The sequence below is a fragment of the uncultured Thiohalocapsa sp. genome, from assembly GCF_913062725.1.
In the GTDB taxonomy this organism is placed as follows: Bacteria; Pseudomonadota; Gammaproteobacteria; order Chromatiales; family Chromatiaceae; genus Thiohalocapsa.
In genome coordinates this window covers 109,334-123,741 of record NZ_CAJXWY010000001.1, presented here as the reverse complement: position 1 = coordinate 123,741, position 14,408 = coordinate 109,334, and the positions used below count along the sequence as shown (strand labels likewise).

Genomic DNA, 14,408 nt, shown 5'->3' with positions numbered 1-14,408 from the left:
CGCCGTGAATACGTCCCTGTAGGCTTCACGACAGCATCCCTGCTGTCGAGACCCCCGCCAGCCGCAACCCAGCCCGCAGACGCCTGCGCCGGACATCGACATCCGCCGGGTCTACCAGGAACCTTCCGCGGATTGGCATCGCCGGGGCCAGTGACCGGCCCCGGCGGGGATCGCGGTCAGCGCATGCGCGAGCTGTAGCCCGGCATCGGCATTGGCATCGGCACAGACGCCTGTGGCGGCTCCGGCGGTGCGGCCGACGCTTCGGGCGCCCCGTGCATGTTGCCGAAGAATTTGAAGAAATCCGAATCGGGTGCGAGCACCAGTGTGCTGTCGCCGGCACCGAGGGACGTGCGATAAGCGTTGAGACTGCGGTAGAAGGCGTAGAACTCCGGGTCCGCCGTGTAAGCATTGGCATAGATCTCCGCCGCCCGGCCATCGCCCTGGCCGCGGGTCTCCTCCGCCTCTTTGTACGCATCTGCGAGGATGACCGTGCGTTGTCGATCCGCATCGGCGCGGATACGCTCGGCCGCTTCGGAGCCTTTGGCGCGCAGGTCACGGGCGACACGCTCACGCTCGGCGCGCATGCGGTTGTAGACGGACTCGCTGACCTCCGGCGGCAGATCGATCTTCTTGACGCGCACGTCCACCACGTCCACACCGAGCTCGGTGGCCTGGGTGTCGATCTGCTTGGTCAGCTCCTTCATGAGCGCCAGACGCTCTTCGGAGACCACTTCCTGGATGGTGCGCTTACCGAACTCGTCGCGCAGGCTGGTGTTGATACGCTCGGACAGCAGCCTGGCCGTGCGCGCCGAGTCACCACCGGTGGAGCGGAAGAACTGGGCGGCATTGCTGATGCGCCACTTGGTGTAGGAGTCGACGATCACATCCTTTTTCTCGATGGTCAGGAAGCGCTCGGGACGGGAATCCAGCGTCTGGATGCGGGCATCGAACGTGATGATATTGTTCAGCAATGGCACCTTCAGGTGCAGACCGGGGTCGTAGTCGCTGCCGATGATTTCACCGAGACGCAGCTTGATGGCCGTTTCGTACTCCTTGACGATGAACGTCGAGGCGTAGATCAACAGGGCCAGCAGCACGACGGCCGCCGGCAGCATGACTTTTTTCAGATCGTCCATCAGCGGGTGCTCCGTTCGCGTGAGGTGCTACGGTTGCGCGGATCTGGCACGCGCGTGCTCGCCGTCGTCGGCTGCGACAGATCCCGGCGCCCGTCGTTCATGCCGGCTTGGTCGCGCTTTGATCTGTTCATCAGCTGGTCGAGCGGCAGGTACATCAGGCTGTCGCCGCCGGGCACGTCCAGCAATACCGTATTGTTGGCGCCGAGCACGTTCTCGATGGTTTCCAGGTAGAGGCGCTCGCGGGTGACCTCAGGCGCCTTGGCGTACTCGTTGAGCACGGCGGTGAAGCGCGAGGTCTGACCCTGCGCCTCGGCGACTACCCGGTCACGATAGGCCTTGGCATCGGCGATGGCACGCGCCGCTTCACCACGGGCCTGGGGCAGGATCTCGTTGGCGTAGGCCTCGGCTTGGTTCTCGAGGCGCTCCTTGTCTTCGCGCGCCTTGATGGCGTCATCGAATGCTTCCTTCACGGGCTCAGGCGGTTTCGCCGGCTGCATGTTCACCGAAGTGACGAGCAGGCCCGTTTTGTACTCGTTCATCAGGCTTTGCACCCGCTCCTGGATCATGGCGGCGATGGCGCTTCGACCCTCGGTCAGGATGAAGTCGAGCCTGCTGCCGCCGATGGTCTTGCGCACCACTGTTTCGGTGGCGTCGCGCAGTGTCTTCTCGGGCGTTTGGTCCTGGAACAAATAGTTCGCCGCATCCTGGATGCGCGACTGTACCGTCAGTTCCACATCGACGATGTTCTCGTCCTTGGTGAGCATGGCCGCCTTGTGCGTGAACGACGAGATTTCGTCGACGTTCACCAGTTGCACCGACTCGACGGGGTATGGGATGTGCCAATGCGGGCCGGGCTCCGTGGTTTTGGCATAGGCGCCAAAGCGCATGACGACGCCGCGCTCGGCGGGATCGACGATGTAGATACCGGTGAACAGCCAGATGACGAGCAGCACGGCGGCGATGATGCCGATGGTGCGCTTGCTGATGTCCGCACCGCCACCGCCGCCGCCGCCTTTGCCGCCACCCAGGAAGCCGCTGACGCGCTCCTGCAGCTTGCGCACGATTTGATCGAGATCCGGCGGTCCGGAACTGTTGGGCCCACCGCCCCAGGGGTCTTTACCGCCGCCTCCGGGCTCGTTCCAAGCCATAGTGTCTCCGCAACTTCTCAGTATGGGTAATCGGGTGCCGGCCGCCGGCGCCGCTGCCGGCGCCTTTCACGAACGCCGCGAAGTGCCGGTCGCCGCCGATGATATCAAGACGCCGGCCATCATCGGGGATGCACACTTCCCCGGCCGGCGGTGGCGGGCGGCGCGGTCTCGAGGCCTGACCGCCGCCGCCGCCGCAAGGCCCCGGCGCTGGTGGTGCCGGGCACGTGCATCTTCAGTGTATGCGCGCAAGGGCTTGCGCAGTCGCAGGCGCGGGTGGCGCACAAGGCACGGCGAGGGAGCAGATGCGCCGGCTCAGCGCGTCTTTGCCTTGCAAGATGCGCTCCCAGCGCGCCTTCGGCATGCTGATTTGCATGTCCCAACCGCCGCGCTCCGTTGGACTGTCCCGTTCGACACCGGCATGGCGGAAGAGCCAGGCGTGCAGCTCGCCGTCCTCCGGGCCCAGCAACAGACGCTGGTGCACCGTCGCACTCGCCAGCCGCTCGGCGATGGCTCCCAGCAGCAATGCAATGCCTGCCCCTGTGACAGCCGATAGCCACACCCGTTCAACCGCGCCGTGCGCATCACGGTCCACCCGCGCGCTGGTATCGATGCCCCTGCCGTCCAGGGCATCGATTTTGTTGTAGACCATGATGCGCGGCACGTCGCCCGCGCCGATGTCGGCGAGCACGCCTTCCACGTCCTGAATGTGACGGGCGCGCTCGGATGGTTCCGCATCGACGACGTGCAGCAGCAGATCCGCCGAGCGTGTCTCCTCGAGCGTGGCGCGGAAGGCCGCCACCAGCTCGTGGGGCAACTGACTGATGAAGCCGACGGTGTCCGCCAGCACTGCGGTCTGGGCACCCGGTAACGGCAGTCGCCGTAGGGTCGGGTCCAGGGTGGCGAAGAGCTGGTCGGCCTGCAGCACTCCCGCATCGGTGAGCCGGTTGAACAGCGTGGATTTACCGACGTTGGTGTAGCCCACCAGGGCCACCGTCGGCACCTCGTGGCGCTCGCGGGCGCGGCGCCCTTGCTCGCGTTGTACCTCGATGCGCGCCAGGCGCGCTTTCAGCAGGGCGATGCGCTTGCCGAGCAGCCGGCGGTCGGTCTCCAGCTGCGTCTCGCCGGGCCCGCGCAGACCGATGCCGCCCTTCTGGCGCTCGAGGTGAGTCCAGCCCCGCACCAGGCGGGTGGAGAGATGGCGCAGTTGTGCGAGCTCCACTTGCAGCTTGCCCTCGAAGGAGCGCGCACGCTGGGCGAAGATGTCGAGGATCAGGCCACTGCGGTCCACCACCCGGCACTGCAGCAGGCGCTCAAGGTTACGCTCCTGAGCCGGACTCAAGCCGTGATCGACGATCACCAGCTCGGCTTCGGTGGCGGCCACCAGCGCCTTCAGTGCCTCGGCTTTGCCACTGCCGATGAAGTATTTGGGATCCGGTGTCGCCCGCGCGCCGCCGGCGAAGCCGACCACCGTGGCGCCGGCCGCTTCGGCCAGCTGCTCGAGCTCTTCGCGGGCGTCGCCGGCCAGCTCGCCGCCGATGGCCAGCTGGACCAGGACGGCGCGCTCGCCGGAGGTGGGACGCTCAAACACGATGGCACACTTGGTCGCGTGACTGATCAGCTGTTGCCCTCCTCGGCTTCCGCGTCCTGTGCCGGGGGCAGCTTGACGTTGCGCGCGGGCACCACCGTCGAGATGGCGTGCTTATAGATCATTTGACTGACGTTGTTCTTCAGTAGCACCACGAATTGATCGAAAGACTCGATTTGGCCCTGCAGCTTGATGCCGTTCACCAGGAAGATGGAGACCGGGACCCGCTCCTTGCGCAGGGCGTTGAGAAACGGATCTTGCAGGCTCTGGCCCTTGGACATTGTTATGACTCCATATTGTTTCGCACCGGTCGGTTGTTCCGCAGCCGGTGTTGCTTGAGTATCAGGCGCATCAAAGAGTCGAAAATACCATATCCGCCCCGTTGGCGGCGCGGGAAAAACGCCACCGCCGAGCGCGGATCTCGCATCGTTCGCCGGGACGCGCAGGCTTTCGCTCAAGCCATCGGCACCGCGTGGCGCTTGAGAATCGCCAGTGCCTGGGTGAGCGCCGCCGCATCGTCCCGGAGCCAGGCGCAGTCGGGCTCACTGCGCAGCCAGGTGTATTGCCGCTTGGCGAGCTGGCGGGTGGCTGCGAGCGCGCGCGTGCGCAGCTGCGCCGCATCAAAGGCGCCGGCGAGATGCGCCCAGGCCTGGCGATAGCCCACGGCGCGCATGGAAGGCAGCTCCGCCGACAGATCAGCGCGGCCCATCAGGGCGCGCACTTCGTCGAGGAAGCCTGCTGCGAGCATGGCATCGAAGCGCCGCTCGATGCGCGCATGCAGTATCGAGCGCTCGCGCGGCGCGCGCACCAGCTTGATGGTGGGCAGATCCAGGCCCGTATCGGCGGCGTGCCAGAGGCTGCTCATGGGCTGCCCGCTGGCCAGGTAGACTTCCAGGGCCCGTTGCACCCGCTGTGGGTCGTGGGGATGGATGCGTGCGGCGGCGGCGGGGTCCACGTCCGCCAGCCAACGGTGCATCCCCGCGGGCCCGCGCGCGCGCGCCTCCTGCGCGAGCCGTTCGCGCAGCGCAGGATGCGCCGCCGGCATCGGCGCGAGCCCGCGCAGCAGTGCCCGGAAGTACAGCATGGTGCCGCCGACCAACAGCGCCAGCGCACCGCGGGCGCGAATGTCTGCGATGGCGGCCAGGGCGTCCGCGCGAAAGCGCGCCGCGGAGTAAGTCTCCGCCGGGTCGCAGATATCCACGAGCCGGTGCGGGTAGCGTGCCCGCAGCGCCGGCGAGGGCTTGGCGGTGCCGATATCCATGCCACGGTAGACCAGCGCCGAGTCGACGCTCACGATCTCGCAGGGCAGCACCGGAGCCAGCGCGTCCACGAGCGCGAGCGCCAGTTCGGTCTTGCCCGCCGCCGTGGGGCCCATGATCAGCACCAGTGGCCAGGCCTGGCCTGCGCCGCCTGCGCCCCGCCCCACTGCTGGCACCGCCCCCGCCCCCGCCGGAGTCACTCAGCGCCCGCGCAAAAAGAGCGCATCCAGCTCGCGCTGGGTCAGTCGCGTCCAGGTGGGACGGCCGTGGTTACACTGATCGGCGCGCTCGGTGCGCTCCATCTCCCGCAGCAGGGCGTTCATCTCGGCGAGTGTCAGGCGGCGGTTCGCGCGCACGGCACCATGGCAGGCCATCGTGGCGAGCAGCGCATCCACGGCGGCCTCGATGCGCTCGCTGCGGCCTTCGGTGCCGAGATCGGCGAGCACGTCGCGCAGCAATTGCTCGGCGTGGGCCTGCGCCAGCAGGGCCGGAAGCTCGCGTACCACCAGCTGCGTCTCCCCGAGACGGCCGACCACGAGGCCAAGGCGCTCGAGCAAAGCCGCGTGCGTCTCGGCGAGGTCCGCTTCCGCCTGGCTGACCCGCACGGATACCGGCATCAGGAGCGCCTGGCGCACGAGCGCCTTGCCATGTATAGCCTGTTTCAGGCGCTCGTAGCCAATGCGCTCGTGCGCCGCATGCATATCCACGATGATGAGCCCCTCCTCGGTCTCGGCCAGCACATAAATGCCGTTCAGCTGGCCGATGGCAAAGCCCAGGGGCGGCCGGTCGGCGCCCGGCTGCGGCGCCGTCGCAGCCGCCGCCTGCGCAGATGGCGCCGGCCGTTGGAACGCCAGTGCCGCCGCCGCCGCGGCGCCGCCGGGCCGCCCGCCGTAGGCGCCGCCGGGCCGGTACCCACCGGATGCATCTTCGATGCCCAGTGGCAGCACGCGTGCTGCGGTGCCGGCGGGGCGCGCCGGGACGGCGGTCACCGCGGCATCGGTCTCCGGCGCCGGCGCCGCCTGTGGCCGAGTGGCGGCGGCGTCGGCGCCCGCCAGCCCCTGCCCCGCCGCCAGTCGCCGGTGCAGGGCGCGGAAGATGAAATCGTGCACCTGCCGGGACTCGCGGAAGCGGACCTCGTGCTTGGCGGGATGCACGTTGACGTCCACCTGCCGCGGCGGCAGCTCCAAAAAGAGCAGGAACGCCGGATGGCGGCTGTGGTGCAGCACGTCGCGGTAGGCCTGGCGCACGGCATGGTTCACCAGCTTGTCGCGCACCAGCCGGCCGTTGACATAGAAGAATTGCATGTCCCCCTGGCTGCGGGCGAAGGCGGGACTCGCCACCAGACCATGCAGACGCAGCCCCACCGCCGTGTCGTCCACCGCCAGGGCGTGGGCGAGGAAGGCCTCGCCGAGCAGGCGCTGCAGGCGCTCCGGGGCCAGGGCGGCAGCCGCGCCCGCAAGCTCCAGGGAGACCCGCCCGTTGTGGGTCAGTCGCAGGCTGAGGTTGCCCCGGGCCAGCGCGAAGCGCGTCAGCAGTTGGTCGATGTGTCCAAGCTCGGTGCGCTCGGTGCGCAGGAATTTGCGCCGTGCGGGCACGTTGTAGAAGAGATCCCGAACTTCGACGCTCGTGCCCACACCATGGGCCGCGGGCTGCGCTGGCTCGGGCCGATCACTGCCGTCGCAACGCAGACACCAGCCATGCTCGTCACCATCGCGGCGGGAGGTGAGCGTGAACCGCGACACCGATGCGATGCTCGGCAGGGCCTCGCCGCGAAAGCCCAGGGTCGCAACGCCTTCCAGATCGTCCAGGCTCGCGATCTTGCTCGTGGCGTGGCGGGCGACGGCCAGCGACAAATCGTCGCACCCAAGGCCCATGCCATCGTCCGTGACCCGAATCAGCTTGATGCCACCCTGCTCCAAGTCGACACGCAAGCTGCGGGCACCCGCATCCAGGCTGTTCTCCACCAGTTCCTTCACCACGGAGGCCGGGCGCTCGATGACCTCGCCGGCGGCGATCTGGTTGATGAGCTGGGCGGGCAGGGGGTGGATCGTCGGCATGGCGCGGATGGAACCAGAAGCCGACCCGGTCCGCAAGCCGGCGACCCTGCCTTGTTGTGCGCGGGCGCTAACGCCGGGCGAGGTGGTCGGCGACGGCCGGGGCATGCACCCCCGGCAGAACGGCGCCGAGGTCGTCCCCGCTGGGTGTGTCATCGCGGGCGAAGCGCGTGCCCGGGGGCGGATAGTCCTCGAAGTAATCGATGATGCCCTGCACCAGAGAGTCCGCGAGCTTTTGCTGATAGTTGCCGCTGCGCAGCCGCTTCTCCTCGTCCGGGTTGGAGATGAAGGCCGTTTCCACTAGCATGGACGGGATATCCGGTGATTTCAGCACCGCAAAGCCCGCTTTCTGGATGCGTGTCTGATGCACGTCCCCGAGGGCGCGCAGCTTGGACAGCACGCGCTCGGCGGCGATGCTGCTGTGTTCGAGGGTCGCGTTCTGGGTCATGTCCAGCAGCACGCCGGCGAGCACGTCGTTCTGCTCCGCCAGGCTGACACCGCCGATGAGATCGGCGCGATTCTCCCGCTCGGCGAGCCACTTGGCCGCTTCGCTGGTGGCGCCGCCGTTGGAGAGGGTGTATACCGATGATCCGCGCACACGGCGATCCTTGAAGGCGTCGGCGTGGATGGAGACGAACAGGTCTGCCTGTTGCGCGCGCGCCTTGGCGATCCGCTGGCGCAGTGAGATGAAATAGTCGCCGTCGCGGATCAGCACCGCGCGCATGCCCTGTTGGCGGTTGATGCGCGCGGCGAGCTTGCGCGAAATGGCCAGGGTCACGTGCTTCTCGTAGGTGCCGCCCGCACCGATGGCGCCGGGATCCTCCCCGCCATGGCCGGCGTCCACGGCGATGATCACATCGCGATCGCGCACGCCACCGGCCGGCGCCGAGGCTGTCGACGTTGCAGCCCGGCTCGCCAGCTGCGCCTGTGCCGGCAGTGAGCGCGCCGACACGTCGATGACCAGCCGGTGCCCGTAGGTGCCGTTGGGCTTCAGCTGGAAGCTCTTGGCTTTTACCGGTTGCTTCAGATCCAGCACCACACGGAGATCGTCGCCCTGGCGCACACCGCTGCGCAGCCCCGCCACCAGTACGTCATCCACCGCGGCGGCGGGCAGATCGCCGCTCAGTCGGGCGTCGGTGATATCCACCACCAGACGGTGGGGGTCGTCGAGGGAGAACACCCGGTGACGGATAGGCGCCGCCGTATCGAGCACGACACGCGTGTGATCGGGCCCATTCCAGATGCGTGCGCCATGGATATGCACCTGCCCCGCCGTTGCGACGAGGGAGACGGCTAACAGCAACAGTGCCGAGAGGCTCGCGAGGCTGGCTGTGATTGATGTGCGTGTCGGTCCGGATGCCATGTCGAAGCCCCTGAACAGAGTCTTCGGTGCGCAAAATGCGTTGCTCGAAGCATAGCACCAGGGCATCCACCATTCCAAGCATATCCGGGTTGTTGCATCGGATTCTTCAGACGATACAAGGGTTTTTGTGGTGGAAGTACGCCATTGGCGCACACGCCACACCGGCGCCGTCGCGCCGTCTTCGTAGCCGCTGCGTTACGAGCCGGGCGCAGCGATGGGCGCCGGCGGCAGCCCTGCGCTGAGCACCGATTGCCACGCCGGCGCCGGCGTGAACGACAGCACACGTCCGCTGTCCCGGGGGGCGATGTGGACGGTGAGATCCGGCGCCGGCAACACCCCCGCACCCCGCTCCGGCCATTCCACCAGCACCAGGCTGGCACCATCGAGCAGATCGCGGATGCCGAGATACTCGAGCTCCTCCGCATCGCCGAGGCGGTAGAGATCCAGATGGTGCACCCGTGCCCGCGGCAGCTCGAAGCTCTCGACCAGCGTATATGTGGGACTGCGGACCGGCCCTGCATGGCCCAATCCCCGTAACAGCCCACGAACCAGCGTCGTCTTACCAGCGCCGAGCTCGCCGGTGAGGAACACCAGGGCGCCGTCTCGCGCCAGTCCCGGCGCCGGCCCCGCCGGCGCGCACAGCAACGTCCCCAGTGTGGCGCCCCAGGCGAGCTGGGCCGCCTCGTCGGCGGCAAAACGCTCGATGGCAGCGTCGATGGTCATGGCAGCGCTCCCGCCGCGAACAGCCGCGGCACTTCGTTCACCAGGTCTCCGGCGAGCAGCCCGCGGTCGGCACCGCCGGCGGCGCGATCGCCCGCCGCCGCATGCAGGCAGACCCCCGCGGTGGCGACCTGCTGTGGGTCCAGGGCCGGCGCCTGGGCCCAGAGGGCGGCGATGATCCCGGTGAGTGCGTCACCCATGCCGGCGCTCGCCATGGCCGGATTGCCGTCGCTGCAGACCGCCGGTGGCCGCTGCCCCGGGCCGTGGACGATGCTGCCGGCGCCCTTGAGCACCACCGCCCCCCCATAGCGTGCCTGCAGCGCCGCGGCCGCCGCAAAGCGGTCCCGCTCGATGTCCGCCACGTCCTGATCGAGCAGGCGTGCGGCCTCGCCGGGATGCGGGGTCAGAATCCATTGCTCGCGTCGGCGCGGCGCGCGGGCGAGCAGGTTCAGGGCGTCGGCATCCACCACCAGCGGGCGTTCCAGCGTCAATACCGCCTCGAACAGCGCCCGGCCCCAGGCGTCGCGCCCGAGACCCGGTCCGACTGCGATGACATCCGCCCGGGCCGCCGCTTGCGCCAGGCTATCCGCCGCGCGCACGGCCTGCACCATGAGCTCCGGCCGAGTCAGATTCAGCAGGGCCGCGTGCGCCGGATGGGTGGCGACGCTCACCAGGCCAGCACCGGCGCGCAGCGCCGCCTCGCCGCTGAGCCTGGCCGCGCCTGAGGTGCCGGGTGCCCCGCCCACCACCAGCACATGCCCGGCGCTGCCCTTGTGGGCGTCTGCGGCTCGCGGCGCCAGCAGCTCGCGCTCCTTGCGCCAATCCACCCGCCGCGCCGAGAGCACTTCACTGGCGTAGATCGCCGGTGGTACCGCGAGCCCGTCGAAGTGCACCACACCGCAGTAGGCGGGCCCGCTGGCGGTGAAACAACCCTGCTTGAGGGCGATGAAGCTCATGGTCACCGCCGCCCGCACCGCGACGCCCGGGACCCGACCCGTATCGGCATCGAGTCCGGATGGGAGATCCAGTGCCAGCACCGGGGCGCGACTGGCGTTGACGGCGTCGATGGCCGCGGCCCAGGGTCCGCTGGGCGCGCGCGTGAGACCAGTGCCGAGCAGCGCGTCGACGATGACATCCACATCACCCGGCAGGCGGCGGAAGGGCGCCGCCACACCGCCTTGCTCGGCGAAGTGCGCGGCGGCGGCCGCGCTCGCCGCGGACAGCCGGGTATGGTCGCCCAGGGTCAGCAGGCGCACGTCGAGTCCGGCTGCGAGGGCCGCGGCGGCGAGCACATAGCCATCGCCGCCATTATTGCCGGCACCGGCGAGCACCAGCACACGGCGGGCCTGCGGCCAACGTGCCCGCAACAGCTCGAAGGCGCCACGCCCCGCACGCCGCATCAGCTCGGCGGCGGCGATGCCATGGCGATCGATGGCGCAGCGGTCCAGGGCGCGGACTTGCGCGGCGCGATAAAGCGCATAGGGGATGGGTTGTATTTCTGGCACAGTGTGCACCACAGTACGAGCAACGCGAGCGTCATAGGATAAATGCTGAACGCGTCTGCGGCCGTGACCCGAGACCCGCGACCCGAATCACCGGCACCGCCTTCGCCGCCCGGCGGCGTGGTGATGGCAACACGGGCGACGCAGCGCCGGGCCCCGCGGCAGCGGAAATCCTGGGGCCGAGCACATGCTGCTGTCGAGCGGACGCGACAGACGCATCCCGGCCCGCGTCTCTGCAGCAATAACCGGCATGTTTGCCTCAGCGAATTGACGATTGTGACAGACGCCAACGCCGATACACCGGCACCCGCCGACGAATCCGCCACCGCCGTGTCGGCGGCCGATGCCGCGCGCCTCGCGGCTGCGATCAAGCATTGGGGTGAAGAGCTGGGCTTCCAGCAAGTGGGCATCGCCGATTGCGACCTCAGCCTCGCCGAAGCGCGTCTGGGCGCCTGGCTGGAGCAGGACATGCACGGCCACATGGACTGGCTCGCGCGCCACGGCAACAAGCGCACGCGGCCCGCCGAGCTGGTGCCGGGCACCCTGCGGGTGATCTCCGTGCGCATGGACTATCTGCCCGAATATCAGGTGAATATCGAGCGCGTGCTCGCCGACCCCGGGCAAGCCTTCGTGTCCCGCTATGCGCTGGGGCGGGACTATCATAAAGTGCTGCGCCAGCGCCTGAAGCGCCTCGCCCAGCGCATCGAGGCCCAGATCGGCGCCTTCGGCTACCGCGTGTTCGTGGACTCGGCGCCGGTCATGGAGAAGCCACTGGCGCAGAAGGCCGGGCTCGGCTGGATCGGCAAGCACACGAATGTCATCAATCCACAGGCCGGTTCCTGGTTTTTTCTGGGCGAGATCTATTGCGATCTGGATCTGCCCACGGACCCGCCGGCCCAGGACCACTGCGGGCGTTGCAAGGCCTGTATCGACATCTGCCCGACGGACGCCATCGTCGCGCCCTATGTGCTGGATGCACGGCTTTGTATCTCGTATCTCACCATCGAGCACCCCGGTCCCATCCCCGAGCCGCTGCGCAGTCGGATGGGCAACCACATCTACGGCTGTGACGATTGCCAGCTGGTCTGCCCGTGGAATCGCTTCGCACGCCTCACCGAAGAGACCGATTTCCTGCCGCGCGAAGGACTGGACACGGCGACGCTGCTGGCGCTCTTCGCGTGGGACGAAGACGAGTTCCTGAAGCACACCGAGGGCAGCGCTATCCGCCGCATCGGCCACGAGCGCTGGCTACGCAACATCGCCGTTGCACTGGGTAATGCGGCGCCGTCGCCGGCCGTGCGCGAGGCACTGCAGGCGCGCGCCGACCACCCGAGCCTGCTGGTGCGTGAGCACGTGCGTTGGGCGTTGAGTGCCCATGGTGTAAGCCCGTAGCGCACCAGCATCAGCACTTGCCCAGGCTCGGGCCCGCGCGCGTGCCCGCCGGACATGGCGCGGGTCAGCGGCAACGCCCGCCACGCCACCGCCCGAGCAGCCCGCACCGACCGCCCGATCGGCAGGGGCGCCCCGCTTCAGACCCGCAACAACGCCGCACGATAGTGCTTGAGCTCGGCGATGGACTCGCGAATATCGTCGAGCGCCTGGTGCTTGTTTTGCTTCTTGAAGGCCTCGGCGATATCCGGCGCCCACAGGCGGGCGAGGATCTTGAGGCTGCTGACGTCGAGATTGCGGTAATGGAAGAAGGCCTCCAGCCGCGGCATGCAGCGCGCCAGGAAGCGGCGGTCCTGGCAGATGCTGTTACCGCAAAGCGGTGCTTGCTTCGGCTGACACCAGTTGCGCAGAAAGGCCAACGTCTGCGCCTCGGCATCGGCCTCGGTGATATCGCTGCTGCGCACCCGCTCCAGCAGACCGGACGCGCCGTGGTGGCGGGTGTTCCACTCGTCCATGCCCGCGAGCACGGCCTCCGGCTGCTGGATAGCCAGCACCGGTCCCTCCGCCAGCGTGGTCAGATCCGGGTCAGTGACGATGCTGGCGATCTCCAGAATTCGGTCGTTGAAGGGGTCGAGCCCCGTCATTTCCAGGTCGATCCAGACCAGATTTCCCGTTTGCTCCATTGGCTTCTCCCGGCGGCACCACGATTTGTCGGGATGGTAGCGCGATCGTGCGCAATAGGGCGGCGAGCGTTGCTAGAATCCAACCCCAGCGATTTCCTGGAGAATAGCCATGCGCATGAAGTTCCCCACAGTCCAACTGCTCACCGCCAGCACGCTGCTGGTCGGCGGCACGGCATTGTTGCTGGCGAGCCTCGCGGCTGCGGCCAGCGAAGGCGCCGACGCCCATGCCCTGATCGAGAAGAACTGCACCAGTTGCCACGGCAGCGAGGTGTACACCCGAGACAATCGCAAGATCAACTCCTACAGCGCGCTCGAGACGCAGGTGGAGGCCTGTAACACCAACCTCGACACGGGCATGTTCCCGGAGGAAGTACAGGCCGTGGCCCAGCGCCTGAATCAGGAGTACTACAAGTTCGATCAGTGAGCCTGAGCGGACAGCCGGCGCGGCGGCGCAGCACGGCACACCGGCGGACGGCCGGCTAGTGCCCAAGCGGCGACTGTCGGAGCAGCAGCGCCGGCGCATCCTGGCCATCCAGGAGCGCCGGCGCCAGCGGTTCGAGACACGTGCGCAGGCCGTCCTCGATACGCTCGAGGCCGAGCAAGCGGGCACCGGCCAGACGCCCGCAGGCGCAGGACACGACGCCGACACTCCGGCCCGGCAGGGCCTGGTGGTCGCCCGCCACGGCGCCCATCTCGCCGTCGAGGCCGGCGACGGCATGCTGTACCACTGCGTCGCCCGCCGCCATCTCGGCCACCCGGTGTGCGGCGACCACGTCGTCTGGGTGGCCACCGAGCCCGGCCGCGGCGTGGTGACAGCACTCGCGGCGCGCGCCAATACCCTGAGCCGCCCGGACTATGCCGGCCGGGACAAGCCACTGGCGGCGAATCTGACGCTGCTGGCCGTGGTGGTGGCCCCGCAGCCGCCACCGAGCGGTTTTCTGCTGGACCAGTATCTGGTGGGCGCGGAGCTGATGGGCGTGCGCGCCCTGGTGGTGGTCGCGAAGATGGATCTGCTGGATACCGCCACGCGCCCGGTCTTCCTCGACACCCTGGCGCCCTACGCCGGGCTCGGTTATCCACTATGCCCCATCAGCACCAAGGGGCCGCCCGGCATCGATGCGCTGCTGGCGCATCTGCCCGGCGAGACCGCCATCCTGCTGGGGCAGTCGGGCGTCGGTAAATCCTCACTGGTGCAGGCATTGCTGCCGGACCAGGACATTCAGGTGGGTCGGTTGTCGGCGGCGACGGGCTTGGGGCGTCATACCACGTCCACGGCCACCTGCTACCGGCTGCCGTCGGGCGTCGCAGAGGGCGGCCGGCTCATCGACTCGCCGGGGGTGCGCAGCTTCCGGCTGGCGGGCCTCACCCAGGTGCAGCTCGAGTATGGCTTCCCGGAGCTGCGCACGCTGCGCGGCCAGTGCCGCTTCCGTGACTGCCGGCACCAGGATGAGCCTGGCTGTGCCGTGCATGCGGCGGTGGCAGCGGGCCGTATCCATCCGCAACGCTTGGAGCGCTTTCAGCAGCTGCGTACGGGATTGGTGCGCTGAGCGCGACGGCCGTCGACGGGCA

At 68.5% G+C, this 14,408-nt stretch carries 13 protein-coding genes; 3 read left to right on the top strand and 10 right to left on the bottom strand.

Annotated elements, in window-relative coordinates; all coding sequences use genetic code 11:
• Positions 1 to 176 precede the first annotated feature (176 nt).
• From hflC to QZ588_RS00525, 9 genes are all read right to left on the bottom strand, one after another.
• On the bottom strand, positions 177 to 1,136 hold the full coding sequence (gene hflC, locus QZ588_RS00565) for a protease modulator HflC (RefSeq protein ID WP_295538481.1): 960 nt from the start codon (positions 1,134 to 1,136) through the stop codon (positions 177 to 179).
• Complete coding sequence (gene hflK, locus QZ588_RS00560) at positions 1,136 to 2,284, bottom strand: FtsH protease activity modulator HflK (protein ID WP_295538479.1); 1,149 nt, start codon at positions 2,282 to 2,284, stop codon at positions 1,136 to 1,138. Before hflK ends, hflC begins: the two co-directional genes overlap by 1 nt.
• 232 nt (positions 2,285 to 2,516) lie before the next feature.
• A complete protein-coding gene (gene hflX, locus QZ588_RS00555) occupies positions 2,517 to 3,872 on the bottom strand; it encodes a ribosome rescue GTPase HflX (RefSeq protein WP_295538478.1) in 1,356 nt (451 codons plus the stop codon).
• 26 nt (positions 3,873 to 3,898) lie between these two features.
• Positions 3,899 to 4,150 carry an RNA chaperone Hfq gene (hfq, locus tag QZ588_RS00550; protein ID WP_295538475.1) on the bottom strand — a complete coding sequence of 84 codons (252 nt, stop codon included), beginning with the start codon at positions 4,148 to 4,150 and terminating at the stop codon, positions 3,899 to 3,901.
• A gap of 173 nt (positions 4,151 to 4,323) precedes the next feature.
• Positions 4,324 to 5,295: a tRNA (adenosine(37)-N6)-dimethylallyltransferase MiaA gene (gene miaA / locus QZ588_RS00545; RefSeq protein ID WP_366929520.1), complete on the bottom strand. Its 972-nt coding sequence runs from the start codon at positions 5,293 to 5,295 to the stop codon at positions 4,324 to 4,326.
• Between the two features lie 33 nt (positions 5,296 to 5,328).
• Positions 5,329 to 7,185, bottom strand: a complete 1,857-nt coding sequence (gene mutL / locus QZ588_RS00540; protein ID WP_295538473.1) for a DNA mismatch repair endonuclease MutL — start codon at positions 7,183 to 7,185, stop codon at positions 5,329 to 5,331.
• A 67-nt stretch (positions 7,186 to 7,252) separates the two neighbouring features.
• A complete protein-coding gene (locus QZ588_RS00535; protein WP_295538470.1) occupies positions 7,253 to 8,545 on the bottom strand; it encodes an N-acetylmuramoyl-L-alanine amidase in 1,293 nt (430 codons plus the stop codon).
• 195 nt (positions 8,546 to 8,740) lie between these two features.
• Entirely contained in the window at positions 8,741 to 9,268 is a 528-nt protein-coding gene (tsaE, locus tag QZ588_RS00530; RefSeq protein WP_295538467.1) for a tRNA (adenosine(37)-N6)-threonylcarbamoyltransferase complex ATPase subunit type 1 TsaE, read from the bottom strand.
• Positions 9,265 to 10,770 (bottom strand): NAD(P)H-hydrate dehydratase, encoded by a 1,506-nt coding sequence (locus QZ588_RS00525; protein WP_295538464.1) that lies wholly within the window; start codon positions 10,768 to 10,770, stop codon positions 9,265 to 9,267. Before QZ588_RS00525 ends, tsaE begins: the two co-directional genes overlap by 4 nt.
• Before the next feature lie 327 nt (positions 10,771 to 11,097).
• Here QZ588_RS00525 and queG point away from each other — a divergent pair, with 327 nt between their 5' ends.
• A complete protein-coding gene (gene queG, locus QZ588_RS00520; protein ID WP_295538507.1) occupies positions 11,098 to 12,159 on the top strand; it encodes a tRNA epoxyqueuosine(34) reductase QueG in 1,062 nt (353 codons plus the stop codon).
• 137 nt (positions 12,160 to 12,296) lie between these two features.
• Here queG and orn read toward each other — a convergent pair whose 3' ends face one another.
• The gene (gene orn / locus QZ588_RS00515; protein WP_295538462.1) at positions 12,297 to 12,839 is read right to left on the bottom strand and encodes an oligoribonuclease; all 543 of its coding nucleotides are present in this window, start codon (positions 12,837 to 12,839) and stop codon (positions 12,297 to 12,299) included.
• Between the two features lie 109 nt (positions 12,840 to 12,948).
• On the opposite strand from orn, the gene QZ588_RS00510 reads away from it, so the two are divergent.
• Both QZ588_RS00510 and rsgA read left to right on the top strand, forming a co-directional pair.
• Entirely contained in the window at positions 12,949 to 13,263 is a 315-nt protein-coding gene (locus QZ588_RS00510) for a cytochrome c (protein ID WP_295538460.1), read from the top strand.
• A gap of 58 nt (positions 13,264 to 13,321) precedes the next feature.
• Complete coding sequence (gene rsgA, locus QZ588_RS00505; RefSeq protein WP_295538457.1) at positions 13,322 to 14,386, top strand: ribosome small subunit-dependent GTPase A; 1,065 nt, start codon at positions 13,322 to 13,324, stop codon at positions 14,384 to 14,386.
• The last annotated feature ends 22 nt before the right edge of the window (positions 14,387 to 14,408 follow it).